General features: G+C 62.3%; 16 protein-coding genes, 1 tRNA gene and 1 other annotated feature. Of the genes, 5 read left to right on the forward strand and 12 right to left on the reverse strand.

Features of this window, described 5'->3' with window-relative positions; all coding sequences use genetic code 11:
- Positions 1-233: 233 nt before the first annotated feature.
- Positions 234-650 (reverse strand): hypothetical protein, encoded by a 417-nt coding sequence (locus J2045_RS17525; RefSeq protein ID WP_307375096.1) that lies wholly within the window; start codon positions 648-650, stop codon positions 234-236.
- 364 nt (positions 651-1014) lie between these two features.
- On the opposite strand from J2045_RS17525, the gene J2045_RS17530 reads away from it, so the two are divergent.
- Together J2045_RS17530 and J2045_RS17535 are read left to right on the forward strand one after the other, a co-directional pair.
- Positions 1015-1091: transfer RNA gene (locus tag J2045_RS17530), tRNA-Pro, on the forward strand.
- Positions 1092-1419: 328 nt separating this feature from the next.
- Entirely contained in the window at positions 1420-2460 is a 1041-nt protein-coding gene (locus J2045_RS17535; RefSeq protein ID WP_307375098.1) for a LacI family DNA-binding transcriptional regulator, read from the forward strand.
- Positions 2461-2505: 45 nt separating this feature from the next.
- Here J2045_RS17535 and J2045_RS17540 read toward each other — a convergent pair whose 3' ends face one another.
- The 4 genes from J2045_RS17540 to J2045_RS17555 form a co-directional block, all read right to left on the reverse strand.
- The gene (locus J2045_RS17540; protein WP_307375100.1) at positions 2506-3414 is read right to left on the reverse strand and encodes a MerR family transcriptional regulator; all 909 of its coding nucleotides are present in this window, start codon (positions 3412-3414) and stop codon (positions 2506-2508) included.
- Positions 3415-3550: 136 nt separating this feature from the next.
- Positions 3551-5029: a sulfate adenylyltransferase subunit CysN gene (gene cysN, locus J2045_RS17545; protein WP_307375102.1), complete on the reverse strand. Its 1479-nt coding sequence runs from the start codon at positions 5027-5029 to the stop codon at positions 3551-3553.
- Positions 5029-5985: a sulfate adenylyltransferase subunit CysD gene (gene cysD, locus J2045_RS17550; protein ID WP_307375104.1), complete on the reverse strand. Its 957-nt coding sequence runs from the start codon at positions 5983-5985 to the stop codon at positions 5029-5031. The genes cysN and cysD overlap by 1 nt, the downstream gene beginning before the upstream one ends.
- Before the next feature lie 206 nt (positions 5986-6191).
- Positions 6192-6938, reverse strand: coding sequence for a phosphoadenylyl-sulfate reductase (locus tag J2045_RS17555; protein WP_307375381.1), 747 nt, complete (start codon positions 6936-6938; stop codon positions 6192-6194).
- Between the two features lie 220 nt (positions 6939-7158).
- Between J2045_RS17555 and J2045_RS17560 the strand changes: the two genes are divergently transcribed.
- Positions 7159-7590 carry an RrF2 family transcriptional regulator gene (locus J2045_RS17560; protein WP_166600995.1) on the forward strand — a complete coding sequence of 144 codons (432 nt, stop codon included), beginning with the start codon at positions 7159-7161 and terminating at the stop codon, positions 7588-7590.
- Between the two features lie 91 nt (positions 7591-7681).
- Here J2045_RS17560 and J2045_RS17565 read toward each other — a convergent pair whose 3' ends face one another.
- The 7 genes from J2045_RS17565 to J2045_RS17595 all read right to left on the reverse strand — a co-directional run bounded on the left by J2045_RS17565 (position 7682) and on the right by J2045_RS17595 (position 10141).
- Entirely contained in the window at positions 7682-7930 is a 249-nt protein-coding gene (locus J2045_RS17565) for a hypothetical protein (protein ID WP_307375106.1), read from the reverse strand.
- 111 nt (positions 7931-8041) lie between these two features.
- Entirely contained in the window at positions 8042-8290 is a 249-nt protein-coding gene (locus J2045_RS17570) for a hypothetical protein (protein ID WP_166600994.1), read from the reverse strand.
- Between the two features lie 111 nt (positions 8291-8401).
- Positions 8402-8650 (reverse strand): hypothetical protein, encoded by a 249-nt coding sequence (locus J2045_RS17575; RefSeq protein WP_307375106.1) that lies wholly within the window; start codon positions 8648-8650, stop codon positions 8402-8404.
- 112 nt (positions 8651-8762) lie between these two features.
- Positions 8763-9011 carry a hypothetical protein gene (locus J2045_RS17580; protein ID WP_307375108.1) on the reverse strand — a complete coding sequence of 83 codons (249 nt, stop codon included), beginning with the start codon at positions 9009-9011 and terminating at the stop codon, positions 8763-8765.
- A 117-nt stretch (positions 9012-9128) separates the two neighbouring features.
- On the reverse strand, positions 9129-9377 hold the full coding sequence (locus tag J2045_RS17585; protein WP_307375108.1) for a hypothetical protein: 249 nt from the start codon (positions 9375-9377) through the stop codon (positions 9129-9131).
- 111 nt (positions 9378-9488) lie between these two features.
- A complete protein-coding gene (locus tag J2045_RS17590; RefSeq protein WP_166600994.1) occupies positions 9489-9737 on the reverse strand; it encodes a hypothetical protein in 249 nt (82 codons plus the stop codon).
- A gap of 164 nt (positions 9738-9901) precedes the next feature.
- Positions 9902-10141 (reverse strand): hypothetical protein, encoded by a 240-nt coding sequence (locus tag J2045_RS17595; protein ID WP_166599615.1) that lies wholly within the window; start codon positions 10139-10141, stop codon positions 9902-9904.
- 583 nt (positions 10142-10724) lie between these two features.
- On the opposite strand from J2045_RS17595, the gene J2045_RS17600 reads away from it, so the two are divergent.
- Both J2045_RS17600 and J2045_RS17605 read left to right on the forward strand, forming a co-directional pair.
- Positions 10725-11741 (forward strand): sulfate ABC transporter substrate-binding protein, encoded by a 1017-nt coding sequence (locus tag J2045_RS17600; RefSeq protein ID WP_307375110.1) that lies wholly within the window; start codon positions 10725-10727, stop codon positions 11739-11741.
- 144 nt (positions 11742-11885) lie between these two features.
- Positions 11886-11941: a sequence feature (sul1 is cis-regulatory element that is thought to sense ions involved in sulfur or methionine metabolism; They are found in Alphaproteobacteria), on the forward strand.
- Between the two features lie 74 nt (positions 11942-12015).
- Entirely contained in the window at positions 12016-13503 is a 1488-nt protein-coding gene (locus tag J2045_RS17605) for a SulP family inorganic anion transporter (protein ID WP_307375112.1), read from the forward strand.
- Positions 13504-13749 lie beyond the last annotated feature (246 nt).

A 13749-nucleotide genomic window follows, 5' to 3' on the forward strand; every position in this document is an offset into this window, starting at 1 on the left:
CACCAAGGTAATGCGTCGCGAAGCGCTCGGTTTCTGTATTGCGTATCGGGGAGGGCGTCATCCACGGCGCTCTCCCGTATTCGCCTTCGACCGGGCGTCCCGGGGGCATGAGGCCCGGACGGCGAGGGACAGCAGTCCCCAGAGCGCCATTAATGTGACTATCTTCCGTCTGCAGACATGAAAAAGCCCCCGTACCTTTCGGCCGGAGGCTCTGATCTTGCTGACGGAGGGTTTCAGCTGGCCGTCAGGAATTCCGCGCAATAGCTCTTGCCACCGTTCGTACCCGGGCGATCGACCACCGTGCGCACCCCACGGATGATATAGTCGGACGATACGGTAAGCTGTACCTCGCAGCGCAGATACTCCGTCCGTGCCCGGGTCAGAAGCTTGCCTTTCTTACCGTCGCCGAGGTCCTCGTAGGTCGCGGGTACGACGCGGGTGTTGAAGCCACCGCGCCAGGTGTAGAGCGTCGAAGCGCCCGAGGCGGCATCCGAGACCGGCGGGCCGAACTTGGCGAAGAAGGCGCCTGCCTGTTGGCCGTTCCAGCGCGTCTCGATCTCGTTTTTCGGTGTGCCCGTCGTGGTGCAGCCGGCAACTGCCAGGCAAAGCGCCGCGATCAGTCCCGTTGTGGTGCTTGTCCGCAAATTCATTGTCATTGTCCCTGAACCCCATGAATGGGAAGTGCCAGCATCCGTTTGTCTGCAGCCCTGGCGGTCTCTGTCCCGCGACTGCTTTACTGCGAAATCGCGATGCAAGAAACGTACCGGTGCGCATCCGCGTGCAAAATTGTTGTGGGTGACATCTGCGCAACGAGCACCGCCGACTTCTGTTCCCTGTTCCGCTTGCTGCGATCGTTGCAGATCGATTGCGGCCCGACATCAGGCTTCGGCCATTCCCCCAGTGAAATCAGTAGTATGCGGCGGTCCGTCACGAAAACTTCAACTTTCTTCCGCGAATTTGCGTTTCCACGCTTGTGCAACGAAAATCGCTGGTCTATAGAGGCGCCGCTGGTCACGGAGTGTAGCGCAGTCTGGTAGCGCACCACGTTCGGGACGTGGGGGTCGAGTGTTCGAATCACTCCACTCCGACCAGTCTAGTCTCCCGAAAATCCCGAAAAATTCCTGAAATTCATCACCATGATGTTTGGGCTAGGCGGATCTGTGCGCATTGTATCCCTGCGTTCCCCCACCTATGGGATTTGCCAGATCTACCCGCATCTCAAGCCTCAAGTTGTATTGATTGCAAACAATGGTAGTGAATAGTCATCGCCGCCACCTGTGGCAAACCGTTAATATTCGCCGCAAATCATTGCTAACAAAAAAAGATTAGGCTATCTTCACTTGCATGGGAGTGTTGCGGGTTACATTTGTCTGATTTGTGATATTCCACCATGGATTGTAGTCGGCGGGCTCGGTGGGCATGATACCAGGAACGAGAAGGCGTCGGCAGCGTCAGGACAAGGTCACGCTGTCGGACGTTGCGCAGAATGCAGGTGTCAGCGCGATCACCGTCTCACGGGCGCTACGCGATCCGGAAAAAGTGTCGCCTCCGCTTCGGGAAGCCATCCTGAAGGTGGTCGAGGATATGGGGTATGTGCCGGATCTTGCGGCAAGGGCCCTTGCCAGCAAGAACAGCGGCCTCATCGGTGTTGTTTCGCCGGCACTCACGAGCCATTCCTTCCTGGCCGTGATCCGCGGCATCGAGGACCGGGTACGCCCATCAGATCTGCGCATCCAATATGCAAGTTCCGACACCAATGCCGAGGATCAGCTCCGGCTGTTGCGCTTCTTTCTCTCCCAGAACCCTGCGGGTCTGATCCATGTCGGCCAGATCGGTGATCTCGCCATCGATGAGTTGTTGCGGCGAGCGCCCTGTCCGGTCGTCGAGATCATGGATGTCAGCCGTCAACCCTCCGACATGGCCGTCGGCATCGATCATCGGCTCGCCGCCGAAACGGCCACGCGGCATCTGCTGGAACGCGGCTATCGCCGGATCGCCCTCTTGGGTGGGGCCTGGGATTTCCGCGCCCGCCGGCGTCTCGAAGGCTATCAGGCCGTGCTTGAGGAGGCCGGGCTCTTCGATCCCGCGCTGGTGCTGTCGATCGACAGCCAGAGCAGCGTCGGCCTTGGCTGTCATCTGCTCGGCCGCCTGAAGGCTGAGTTTCCGGATGCCGATGCCGCTTTCTGCCACAATGACGACATTGCGCTCGGCGCGCTGTTCGAATGTCAGCGTCGTGGTCTCTCCGTCCCCCTGGACTTCGGTATCTGCGGCTTCAACGATCTCGACTATGCCGGTTTCGCCTTCCCGGCGATCACCTCGGTCCGGGTGCCGCGCTACGAGATTGGCTACCGTGCCGTCGATATGATCATCCGTGCGGCCGGCAGTGGCGCACCGCCGCCGAAGCTGGTCGACCTTGGCTACCAGCTTGTTCAACGCGGCTCCACCGCAAGGCAGGCGTGATGCCTCTCCGATGGATGTGGTGTCTGGTAAGGTGAGGCGTGATCCTCAGACCGCCAGAGGCAGCATGCTGGCTTCCTCGGAGAGCGCTGCAGTGAAGGCGTCGAGATCGGCGAGGAATGTTGTGCCCGCAATCGGCTGCAGCGAGCTATAGGCATAGCCGCCGATCCAGATGCCGATGGTTGCCGTCAGCTTTGTCCTGAGATCGAGCAGATGCCGTTCCAGAGCTTTGCCCCGTCCTGTCAGCGCACTGAGGCAGACAACGCGCGCCTGCCGGCGATGGGCTGCCTCTGCCACTTCCTCGGCGGGCAGGCTGGCGCCGAGAAACAGGGCGTTCCACCCGTGCAGCCGCGCGATAAGCGTCACGATCAGCGCGCCGATGTCGTGCTCCTCCCGCTCGGGCGTGGTGGCGATCAGGCGTGGGGCATCCCGGGGGGGCGGCACGCATCGATCGAACATGCTGCCGAGGATCCGCTTGATCTGTGCCGTGGTCATGTGTTCCGCCGCGATCGAGAGGCGGCCGGCTGCCCAGCGGGCACCGATCTCGTGCATGAGCGGCAGGGCGGTGCGACGGATGAAGGTTTCCGGGTCCTGAGCCTCGGCTCGCGCCTGCAGCATGTGCTGCAGGGTGTCGTTGTCCAGGGCCTCTGCGGCTTCGACGATTTCCGCCATCCCCTGCGTGGCGGTCACCTGCTCATGGAGCCGCAACAGGGCCTCGGGCGTCAGCGGCATCAGCGCTCCGATCCGGTAACCGGCATCGCTGCAGGTCTTTAGCTGCCGCAGCCGCTCCACTTGACCTGCTGTATAAAAACGTCGTCCGCTTGCACTGCGATTGGCCGGCTTGAAGCCGTAACGCCGCTCCCAGGCATGCAGCACAAGTTTCGACAACCCGCTTTCGGCCAGTGTGTCAGCGAGAGAGAGCAGGGTCTCGCCATTCCCATTCTCGTCTCGACGCATGCGAACCCCAGCACAGATACATCGCCATATTAGCGTAAGGTTTTCAGAAGAAAACCCACTGCACCGTGTCTTGCAGGCAAACAACAAACGGCCCGCGCGAGGCGGGCCGTCGGATCGGAGACGGGTTTCTCAGGCCTTAGCCGTCGATGTCGTCCAGCAACTGCCGGGCGGCAGCCGTTGTCAGGCGGCGCGTCTCGACTTCGTCGCGGCGGTTGGCCAGAAGCTCGGTCGCCAGCAGCTGCTCGGCAAGATCTGATGGCAGCGACAGGATTACCCGGCCTTCATGGGCGTTCAGCCCGCCAAGCTCACTGCGCCTTGCGGTGATCATGCCGCCGGCCACCGTATTGTTGGTGTCGGGGTCAATCAGGATGAAGGCGCCAGTGCCGCGGTTTTGTTCGTATGGATCAAAGATCGCGGTCTCGTCGAAGGAAAGATGCACCTTGCCGATCGCATTCATTTGCAGCATCTCGGCGGGCAGCCATTTGCCGGTCTTCAGTTCCAGCTGCTGCACCGGCTCCACCTGGACGCGCTGGCGGCGCGAACCAGCCTTCAGCCAGTAGCGCTTGCCCTGCACGATGCCGTCCGGCTGCAGCGCAACAAGCTGCGCGTCGAAGGAGAGCCCCGTCTGCGGCTGGGCGTCGAGCGAAACGATCATGTCGCCGCGCGCCACATCCACCTGACGGTCGAGCACCAGCGTGATCGCGTCACCGGCGACGGCCGCATTGCGCACCAGGTCGAAGGTGACGATCTGCTTGACATTGGCCACCTGGCCGGAGGGCAGGATGGCGACGCTGTCGCCGGGCTTCACCGCGCCGCCGGCCACCGTGCCCTGATAGCCGCGAAAGCTTTCGCCCGGACGCGAAACGCGCTGCACGGGCAGGCGGAAGCCTGTCGACTGGCCGGAGCGTAGCGTGGCCAGTTCCAGCGTCTCGACCAGCGTCGGGCCTTCATACCACGGAATGACCGACTTGCCGGAATAGACGACATTTTCGCCCTTCAGCGCCGACATCGGGATCGCGGTCACCTGGCGCACGCCAAGCGTCAGCGCCAGTGCCTTGAATTCGGTGCTGATCTGGTCGAACACGGCCTTGTCGTAGGAGACGAGGTCGAACTTGTTCACCGCCAGCACGAACTGCTTGATGCCCATCAGCGAGGCGATGGTCGCATGGCGGCGGGTCTGTTCCAGCAGGCCGGCGCGGGCGTCGACCAGCAGGATCGCCAGATCCGCCGTCGAGGCACCGGTTGCCATGTTGCGGGTATACTGCTCATGGCCGGGCGTGTCGGCGACGATGAAGGAGCGGCGGTCGGTGGCGAAATAGCGATAGGCGACATCGATGGTGATGCCCTGTTCGCGCTCGGCCTGGAGGCCATCGAGCAGAAGCGCGAAATCCGGCAGGCCGAGATCGTTCTGCTGGCCGGAATCGCGGCGCAGGGTCGCCGCCTGGTCTTCCTTGACGGCCTTGGTATCCCAGAGCAGACGCCCGATCAGCGTCGACTTGCCGTCATCGACGGAGCCGCAGGTGATGAGACGAAGGGGACGCGAGTCGCGAATGACCGGTGCGGCTTCGGTGTGAGGTGCGTCGGAGACGACGGCGAGAGTGGCAGGAGCAGTCATCAGAAATATCCTTCGCGCTTCTTCTTTTCCATCGATCCGGCCTGGTCGCGGTCGATGGCGCGGCCCTGGCGTTCGGAGACGGTGGCGATTTCGAGTTCGGCGATAACCTCGTCGAGGGTCGTCGCATGGGAGCGGATGCCGCCGGTGAGCGGCCAGCAGCCGAGTGTGCGGAAACGCAACATGCCTTCCTGGATCTCTTCGCCGGGAAGCGGCTCGAAGCGCGGATCCCCAGCCCACATCAGCATGCCGTCGCGCTCGACGTATTTCTGCTTCTTCGCATAGTAGAGCGGCGGCAGTTCGATATTTTCAGCCTGGATGTAGCGCCAGATGTCGACTTCGGTCCAGTTCGACAGCGGGAAGGCGCGCACGCTTTCACCCCGGCGGATCATGCCGTTATAGATGTTCCACAGTTCCGGACGCTGGTTGCGCGGATCCCATTTGTGGTCGGGCGTGCGGAAGGAATAGATGCGCTCCTTGGCGCGGGAGGCTTCCTCGTCGCGCCGCGCGCCGCCAAAGGCTGCGTCATACTTGCCGGCGTCGAGCGCCTGGCGCAGCGCTTCCGTCTTCATCACGTCGGTATGATAGGAAGAGCCATGGCTGAACGGGCCGATGCCTTCTTCCTTGCCGCGCGGATTGGTATGCACGATCAGGTCAAGATCGAACTTCTCCGCCGTCGCGTCACGAAACGCGATCATTTCCGGGAACTTCCAGCCAGTATCGATATGGATCAGCGGGAAGGGCACGCGACCGGGGAAGAAGGCCTTGCGCGCCAGGTGCAGGAGAACCGACGAGTCCTTGCCGATTGAATAGAGCATCACAGGCTTTTCAAACTCGGCCGCCACTTCGCGGAAGATGTGGATCGCCTCGTTTTCCAGCGCCTTCAGATGCGGATCGAGCGGCGGCTTGGTGACGGGATCCTTGGAATGCGGATCGAATTCGGATGTGTGTGTGTGCATGGTCTTCTGTCTGCCTTGATGGCCATTAGCGATGGCATTTCGTGGCACCCCCCTCTGCCTGCCGGCATCTCCCCCACAAGGGGGGAGAACGGTTGCCGCTGCTCTTGCCCCATATCGGCAGGAAGGCGGCTGTCTGGCGCTCCGCTCTCCCCCCTTGTGGGGAAGATGTCACGAAGTGACAGAGGGGGGTGAATTCTCGTTCCAGTTCAAGCCGGCGTCGGCACCGAAGACGCTGCCGCCTCCGGCACGTGCAACCCGCATTCGCGCTTCTCGTCATTCTCCCACCACCAGCGCCCGGCGCGTTCCGGCTCGCCCGGCTTGATCGCGCGCGTACAGGGCTCGCAGCCGATCGACGGATAGCCCCGGGCATGCAGCGGATTGACCGGCACGCTCTCGGCCTCGACGTAAGTGTTGATGTCCTCGAGCGACCAGTCGGCCAGCGGGTTCACCTTGATCAGATCGCGCTCGGCGTCATATTCGGCAAAGGGTGTGGCAGCTCGGTTGCCCGACTGCGAGCGGCGCAAACCGGTGATCCAGAAGCGGGCGCCGGAAAGCGCCTCTGCCAAGGGAACCAGCTTGCGCACATGACAGCAGGCATGCCGCGCCTCGACGCTTTCATAAAAGCCGTTGACGCCATACTTCGCCGCATAGGCGTCGATTTCGTCCTGCTTCGGGTGAAAGCGATGGATGGCCACGCCGAAGCGTTCCTCCGTCTCGGCGATCAGGTCTACCGTCTCCTTGAACAGGCGTCCGGTTTCCAATGTGGAGACGTCGATCGGCAGCCCCGCGAGCCCGATGGCCGCTGTGATCACCTGATCCTCGATGCCGAGCGACGTGGTGAAGACGGAGCGGCCGTCGAGACCCGCGACGATGCGCAGGCGTTCTGTCAGATCGACGGAGGCCAACTGCTGGTCCAGTTGTGCCGCCAAGTGTCGGGAATGTTCAATGGTCATCATAAGGTCCCTGCTCTTGGCGGCATTATCCCGGAAAGGTGCCTGGCAGGATAGAAAACGCCTTCCGCGCAAACGGCGCGGGTGAGCAAATATCTCCATGAGCGGAGTAATTCGCGGCAATTCCTGTCGGGGCTGCCCGTTCTTGCCATTTGAACGCGCCGGCGATTTGCGCTATGGCCTGCCCAGCAAGCGGGCAGCCGCAGGCCGCAGGATAAGCCGGATGATCACGCAGAAAGCCAAATATGCGCTCCGGGCGCTGACACTTCTCGCTCGCGCCGAGCCGGGCGAACCCATCCAGATCCCCGAGATTGCCGAACAGCAGAAAATCCCGAAGAAATTTCTCGAGCAGATCATGCTCGATCTGAAACGTGGCGGCATGGTCGAGAGCCGGCGCGGCAAGCAGGGCGGCTATCTGCTGCTGCGGCCGGCGAGCGACATCACCTATGGCGAAGTGCTGCGCCTGATCGACGGCCCCGTCGCGCCCTTGCCGTGTCTGTCGCTGACAGCCTATCGCCCCTGCGAGGATTGCGACGGCGAGACCGATTGCGAGATCCGCCGCGTCTTCGCCCGCGTGGCCGACGAGACCCGTGCCGTGCTGTTGACGACCAGTCTGGCCGATGCCGCCGCAAATGCCGGCGATACTCCCCACTGAGCGGAGATCCCGCCGGGGGCTTTCACGTTTCCAGAGAACAAAAAAGGCCCCGGGGCCGAAGCCCCGAGGCCCACCACGCACCCTTGGATAATCAGGAGGCGTTGGAGACCGAGCGGGTCACCAGGGTGACCGACTTGTCGGCATTGACCTTGTAGACTTCGCGGACATCACGGCCGTCGCCATTGGCGAAGGTGTGCAGGACGGTCGAGCCGGCAGGAGCCTTTTCGAGCTGGACGTTTGCGTTGTCATAGGTGAGCGAGCCCGGGATCGGCTGGATCGCAGCGAAGGCAGACGTGCCGGCAGCGAGGGCGATGAGGGCGGCAGAGATGATGGTCTTCATGATCGTGTTCCTTTTGTGCGTTTTGGGGCGGCGGCTCGGAGCCGGGGGAGAGGGGCGAGCCTGCCGCTGGATGGTTTTGCGTCTTGGGAGGCGCGAGTTGGGATGCTTCGATTAGGAAGCGTTGGAAACCGAGCGGGTCACCAGGGTCACCGACTTGTCGGCATTGACCTTGTAGACTTCGCGGACATCACGGCCGTCGCCATTGGCGAAGGTGTGGAGGAAGGTCGAGCCGGCAGGAGCCTTTTCGAGCTGGACGTTTGCGTTGTCATAGGTGAGTGAGCCCGGGATCGGCTGGATCGCGGCGAAGGCAGACGTGCCGGCAGCGAGGGCGATGAGGGCGGCAGAGATGATGGTCTTCATGATCGTGTTCCTTTTGTGCGTTTTGGGGCGGCGGCTCGGAGCCGGGGGAGAGGGGCGAGTTTGCCGCTGGATGGTTTTGCGTCTTGGGAGGCGCGAGTTGGGATGCTTCGATTAGGAAGCGTTGGAGACCGAGCGGGTCACCAGGGTCACCGACTTGTCGGCATTGACCTTGTAGACTTCGCGGACATCACGGCCGTCGCCATTGGCGAAGGTGTGCAGGACGGTCGAGCCGGCAGGAGCCTTTTCGAGCTGGACGTTTGCGTTGTCATAGGTGAGCGAGCCCGGGATCGGCTGGATCGCAGCGAAGGCAGACGTGCCGGCAGCGAGGGCGATGAGGGCGGCAGAGATGATGGTCTTCATGGTCTTGTTTCCTTTTGTGCGTTTTGGGGCGGCGGCTCGGAGCCGGGGGAGAGGGGCGAGCCTGCCGCTGGATGGTTTTGCGTCTTGGGAGGCGCGAGTTGGGATGCTTCGATTAGGAAGCGTTGGAGACCGAGCGGGTCACCAGGGTGACCGACTTGTCGGCATTGACCTTGTAGACTTCGCGGACATCACGGCCGTCGCCATTGGCGAAGGTGTGGAGGAAGGTCGAACCGGCAGGTGCCTTTTCGAGCTGGACGTTTGCGTTGTCATAGGTGAGCGAGCCCGGGATCGGCTGGATCGCGGCGAAGGCAGACGTGCCGGCAGCGAGGGCGATGAGGGCGGCAGAGAGAATGGTCTTCATGATCGTGTTCCTTGTGTGCGTTGGGTGTGGCGGCGGCTCAGTGGGGCGGGGGAGAGGGGACCGAGCCTGCCGCCGAAGGGTTTTGCGTCTTGGGAGGCGCGAGTTGGGATGCTTCGATTAGGAAGCGTTGGAGACCGAGCGGGTCACCAGGGTCACCGACTTGTCGGCATTGACCTTGTAGACTTCGCGGACATCACGGCCGTCGCCATTGGCGAAGGTGTGGAGGAAGGTCGAGCCGGCAGGTGCCTTTTCGAGCTGGACATTGGCGTTGTCATAGGTGAGCGAGCCCGGGATCGGCTGGATGGCGGCGAAGGCAGAAGTGCCGGCAGCGAGGGCGATGAGGGCGGCAGAGAGAATGGTCTTCATGATCGTGTTCCTTGTGTGCGTTTTGGGGCGGCGGCTCGGAGCCGGGGGAGAGGGGCGAGCCTGCCGCTGGATGGTTTTGCGTCTTGGGAGGCGCGAGTTGGGATGCTTCGATTAGGAAGCGTTGGAGACCGAGCGGGTCACCAGGGTGACCGACTTGTCGGCATTGACCTTGTAGACTTCGCGGACATCACGGCCGTCGCCATTGGCGAAGGTGTGGAGGAAGGTCGAACCGGCAGGAGCCTTTTCGAGCTGGACGTTTGCGTTGTCATAGGTGAGCGAGCCCGGGATCGGCTGGATCGCGGCGAAGGCAGACGTGCCGGCAGCGAGGGCGATGAGGGCGGCAGAGATGATGGTCTTCATGGTCTTGTTTCCTTATTCTGGATTGAGCGATACGCTTCGTATTCAGCTCATGATTGTGTTGTTGGTCGTGGTTTGTCTGTGATTTGTCTATGGTCTGCTGTCTGGGGGTATGCTGTCTGTGGTCAGTCTTTCAGGGCGGGGGGAGGGCCGTCCTGTGCCCCGCGTCAGTCGTTTGCGACTGTGCGGGAGACAAGCGCGACGGACCGGTCTGCATTCACCTTGTAGATCTCATGGACTTCGTGTCCGTTGAGATAGAAGGTGTGGAAGAAGTTCGAACCGGCCGGTGCCTGTTCGAGCCTTGGCTGCGCACCGCCATAGGTGATGGAGCCCGGGACTGGCTCCAGCGCGAAAGCGGCCGAAGCGCCTGCGAGGGATGTGAGGAGTGCTGCTGCGATGAACTTCATTGTCGTGTACCTTTTTTGAACCGTGCAAATCGAACTGCTCGGTTCGATGAGATGTATTTGGCGCATTCTGATTGGGAATGCAATAGCCCTTTGCGCGCAATCGAACTGATTGGTTCGGTGAAAATACCCGGTATCCTGTTTGGCACTTGAAATTTGTGGTGTATGAAAACAATGGGTTAGGTCGGAAGTTTGCTACTATTTAACTATGGTGAACAACGATCGTTTTTTATTGCAATCACCCTTTTGTGACTGTTGTTTCATCGCCGGAGGGGCTGTTCGGGGGAGGAATTGCGGTCCGGGCGGGGATGAAACTGCCTCCTTCTGAGGCGCGATGCGGAGGCATATGCCGATCTTTTCTGCAGCGGCGAGTCTCGCCCGTCCGCCTCCTCGGGCCTCATTCATAAAATTCTGCGGAAGCGGGTTTCGGCAGAAGCGCTTGCCCGACATGACCCGAGGGCGGAGCATGCCCGTATCGCTGATGCGGGGCGCGTGGAGAACCGTTTTGCTATTTTCGCGGCCACGTTGACTAAGACGACCTGTTCGGTAGTCTAAAATCGTTAACGCCAGCGAGGAGGCACCGACGATGACGGGCATGGGAAAACATCTTGCAGCATTCCTGGTTGGCCTGAGCCTGTCGACCGGTCTGGTGATGCCGGCAAAAGGGACAGAGCTTCTCAACGTGTCCTATGATCCGACGCGTGAATTCTACCAGGATTACAACGCCGCCTTCGCCCGTCACTGGTTGGCCCAGACGGGCGAGACCATCACGATCGACCAGTCGCATGCCGGCTCGGGCCGTCAGGCCCGTGCGGTCATCGAAGGGCTTGACGCCGATGTCGTGACGCTCGCTTTGCAGAGCGATATCGACATCATCGCCGAGCGTGCAAAGCTGGTTGCGCCGGATTGGCGCCAGCGCTTGCCCAACAATTCCGCCCCCTATACCTCCACCATCGTCTTCCTGGTGCGCAAGGGCAATCCGAAGGGCATCAAGGACTGGGGTGACCTGGTCAAGGGCGACGTGCAGATCGTCACCCCCAATCCCAAGACATCAGGCGGCGCCCGCTGGAACTATCTTGCCGCCTGGGCCTGGGCCGACCGGGAGTTTTCCGGCGACCAGGAGAAGATCCGCGCCTATGTCGCCGAGATCTACCGCCGCGTCCCGGTTCTCGATACCGGCGCCCGTGGTTCGCTCACCAGCTTTGCCCAGCGCGAGATCGGCGACGTGCTGATCTCCTGGGAAAACGAGGCCTATCTCGCCGGCGAGGAATTCGGCGCCGATAGCTTCGAGATCGTCATGCCGTCGCGCTCGATCCTCGCCGAACCCCCGGTCGCCGTGGTTGACCACAATGTCGACCGGAAGGGCACACGCAAGGAGGCCGAAGCCTATCTGCAATATCTCTATTCGCCGGAAGGCCAGCAGATCGCGGCCAAACACTTCTACCGCCCGTCGCGCCCCGAGCTCGTGCCATCGGGCTCCGGCCCGGCGCTGCCGAAGCTCGATCTCGTCACCATCGACGACCCGCTGTTTGGCGGCTGGAGCAGGGCGCAGGCCGAGCATTTTGGCGAGGGCGGTGTCTTCGACCAGATCTACCGCCCCTGACGGGCGGCTCCTCCCGAGGCAGAAAGGCGGCTCCGCAAGGGCCGCCTTTCTTGTTTTGCACCGCCTCTGGCGAGCAGCGGTGTCTGCAAGGCAGCCCGCTATTGTTGCGCCGCCGCAGGCTTTCGGCTACACGAAAGCCATCCACAAGGACCCGGTGAAACCCCGGGTGGCTCTTCTGGCCGCCGATCCGCCAGACAACACAGCAACGCAACCCATTGCCCCTTCCAGGACCGAGACCTGCTCGGACCGTTGCAACAACTGTGAAAAATCAACAATGCAAACCTTCATCAACTACCGCCGCGAGTGGTTCTCCAACATCCGTGGGGATATCCTGTCTGGCATCGTCGTGGCGCTCGCCCTCATCCCAGAGGCGATCGGCTTCTCGGTCATCGCCGGCGTTGACCCCAAGGTCGGCCTCTATGCCTCCTTTGCGATTGCCTGCGTCGCCGCCTTTGTCGGCGGGCGTCCCGGCATGATCTCGGCCGCCACCGCTGCCACCGCCGTCATCATGGTGACGCTGGTCAAGGAACACGGGCTGCAATATCTCTTCGCCGCCACCATCCTGATGGGTCTCATCCAGATCCTCGCCGGCTTCCTGAAGCTCGGGCGGGTCATGCGCTTCGTCTCGCGCTCGGTCATCACCGGCTTCGTCAACGCGCTCGCCATCCTGATCTTCATGGCGCAGCTGCCGGAACTGATCGGCGTCCCAGGCCTGACCTATGCCATGATCGCCGGCGGCCTGGGGATCATCTATCTCTTCCCCTATGTGACCAAGGCGATCCCGTCGCCGCTCGTCGCCATCGCGGTCCTGACGACGCTTGCCTGGTGGACGGGCATGGACCTGCGCACCGTCGGTGATCTCGGCGAACTGCCCTCGACGCTGCCCGTCTTCCTGCTGCCGCAGGTGCCGCTCACCTGGGAGACACTGCAGATCATCCTGCCCTATTCGATCACGCTCGCCGCCGTCGGCCTGCTCGAGTCCTTGCTGACAGCCCAGATCGTCGACGACATGACGGACACGCCGAGCAACAAGAGCCAGGAATGCATTGGCCAGGGCACGGGCAACATCGCCTCGGCGCTGATCGGCGGCATGGGCGGCTGCGCCATGATCGGCCAGTCGGTCATCAATGTCACCTCGGGCGGCCGCGGGCGCCTCTCCACCTTCGTCGCTGGCGCCTTCCTGCTCTTCCTGATCGTCGTGCTCGACGATCTCGTCCGCATCATCCCGATGGCCGCCCTCGTCGCCGTCATGATCATGGTCTCGATCGGCACCTTCTCCTGGCGCTCTATTCTCGATTTGCGTCGCAATCCCTGGCAGTCCTCCGTCGTCATGCTGGCAACCGTGGTGACAGTCGTGGCGACCCATGACCTCGCCAAGGGCGTCATCGTCGGCGTGCTGCTGTCCGGCATCTTCTTCGCCGGCAAGGTGGCCAAGCTCTTCCGTGTCACCCGCCATGCCGACGAGGCATCGGGGGCTGTCACCTACCGCGTCACGGGCCAGATCTTCTTCGCCTCGGCCGAAAGCTTCATTCACGCCTTCGATTTCTCAGACATCGCCCAGAAGGTGGTCATTGACGTGACAGCCGCCCATCTCTGGGACATCACAGCCGTCGGGGCGCTCGACAAGATCGTGCTGAAATACCGCAAGGCCGGCATAGACGTCGATGTCCTCGGCTTCAATGAGGCGAGCGCCGACATGGTTGATCGCTACGCCTTGCACGACAAGGACGAGCGGTTGGCGGCCAGTGCGGCGCTGCATTGATTGTGGAGCAGGCGTGCGGCTCGGGCAGCGCCTTGTCTTGGCAGGAAGGAGGCCCCCGTGAAGACGCGTGCCTTCTGCCTCGAATGTCCGGGCCTCTGGTCCGGACGCGGAACTTTGATCTCGCATCCGGTTGCAGCGACAAGCCCTGATGCCGTATATGGGGCTGTCGACGTTTGCTGCAGTGCCCTCCCGGCGCTGGTCAGGAGCGGTGGGACTGGCCGGCTGATCGGCATCCCGGGTCGCGCA

This window comes from Peteryoungia aggregata LMG 23059 (assembly GCF_030814435.1).
GTDB lineage: Bacteria > Pseudomonadota > Alphaproteobacteria > Rhizobiales > Rhizobiaceae > Allorhizobium > Allorhizobium aggregatum.

Excerpts from the sequence above, each read along its gene's own strand:
- J2045_RS17525 (WP_307375096.1), bottom strand. The coding sequence starts at position 650 with ATGAATTTGCGGACAAGCACCACAACGGGACTGATCGCGGCGCTTTGC.
- J2045_RS17535 (WP_307375098.1), top strand. The coding sequence starts at position 1,420 with ATGATACCAGGAACGAGAAGGCGTCGGCAGCGTCAGGACAAGGTCACG.
- J2045_RS17540 (WP_307375100.1), bottom strand. The coding sequence starts at position 3,414 with ATGCGTCGAGACGAGAATGGGAATGGCGAGACCCTGCTCTCTCTCGCT.
- cysN (WP_307375102.1), bottom strand. The coding sequence starts at position 5,029 with ATGACTGCTCCTGCCACTCTCGCCGTCGTCTCCGACGCACCTCACACC.
- cysD (WP_307375104.1), bottom strand. The coding sequence starts at position 5,985 with ATGCACACACACACATCCGAATTCGATCCGCATTCCAAGGATCCCGTC.
- J2045_RS17555 (WP_307375381.1), bottom strand. The coding sequence starts at position 6,938 with ATGACCATTGAACATTCCCGACACTTGGCGGCACAACTGGACCAGCAG.
- J2045_RS17560 (WP_166600995.1), top strand. The coding sequence starts at position 7,159 with ATGATCACGCAGAAAGCCAAATATGCGCTCCGGGCGCTGACACTTCTC.
- J2045_RS17565 (WP_307375106.1), bottom strand. The coding sequence starts at position 7,930 with ATGAAGACCATCATCTCTGCCGCCCTCATCGCCCTCGCTGCCGGCACG.
- J2045_RS17570 (WP_166600994.1), bottom strand. The coding sequence starts at position 8,290 with ATGAAGACCATCATCTCTGCCGCCCTCATCGCCCTCGCTGCCGGCACG.
- J2045_RS17575 (WP_307375106.1), bottom strand. The coding sequence starts at position 8,650 with ATGAAGACCATCATCTCTGCCGCCCTCATCGCCCTCGCTGCCGGCACG.
- J2045_RS17580 (WP_307375108.1), bottom strand. The coding sequence starts at position 9,011 with ATGAAGACCATTCTCTCTGCCGCCCTCATCGCCCTCGCTGCCGGCACG.
- J2045_RS17585 (WP_307375108.1), bottom strand. The coding sequence starts at position 9,377 with ATGAAGACCATTCTCTCTGCCGCCCTCATCGCCCTCGCTGCCGGCACT.
- J2045_RS17590 (WP_166600994.1), bottom strand. The coding sequence starts at position 9,737 with ATGAAGACCATCATCTCTGCCGCCCTCATCGCCCTCGCTGCCGGCACG.
- J2045_RS17595 (WP_166599615.1), bottom strand. The coding sequence starts at position 10,141 with ATGAAGTTCATCGCAGCAGCACTCCTCACATCCCTCGCAGGCGCTTCG.
- J2045_RS17600 (WP_307375110.1), top strand. The coding sequence starts at position 10,725 with ATGACGGGCATGGGAAAACATCTTGCAGCATTCCTGGTTGGCCTGAGC.
- J2045_RS17605 (WP_307375112.1), top strand. The coding sequence starts at position 12,016 with ATGCAAACCTTCATCAACTACCGCCGCGAGTGGTTCTCCAACATCCGT.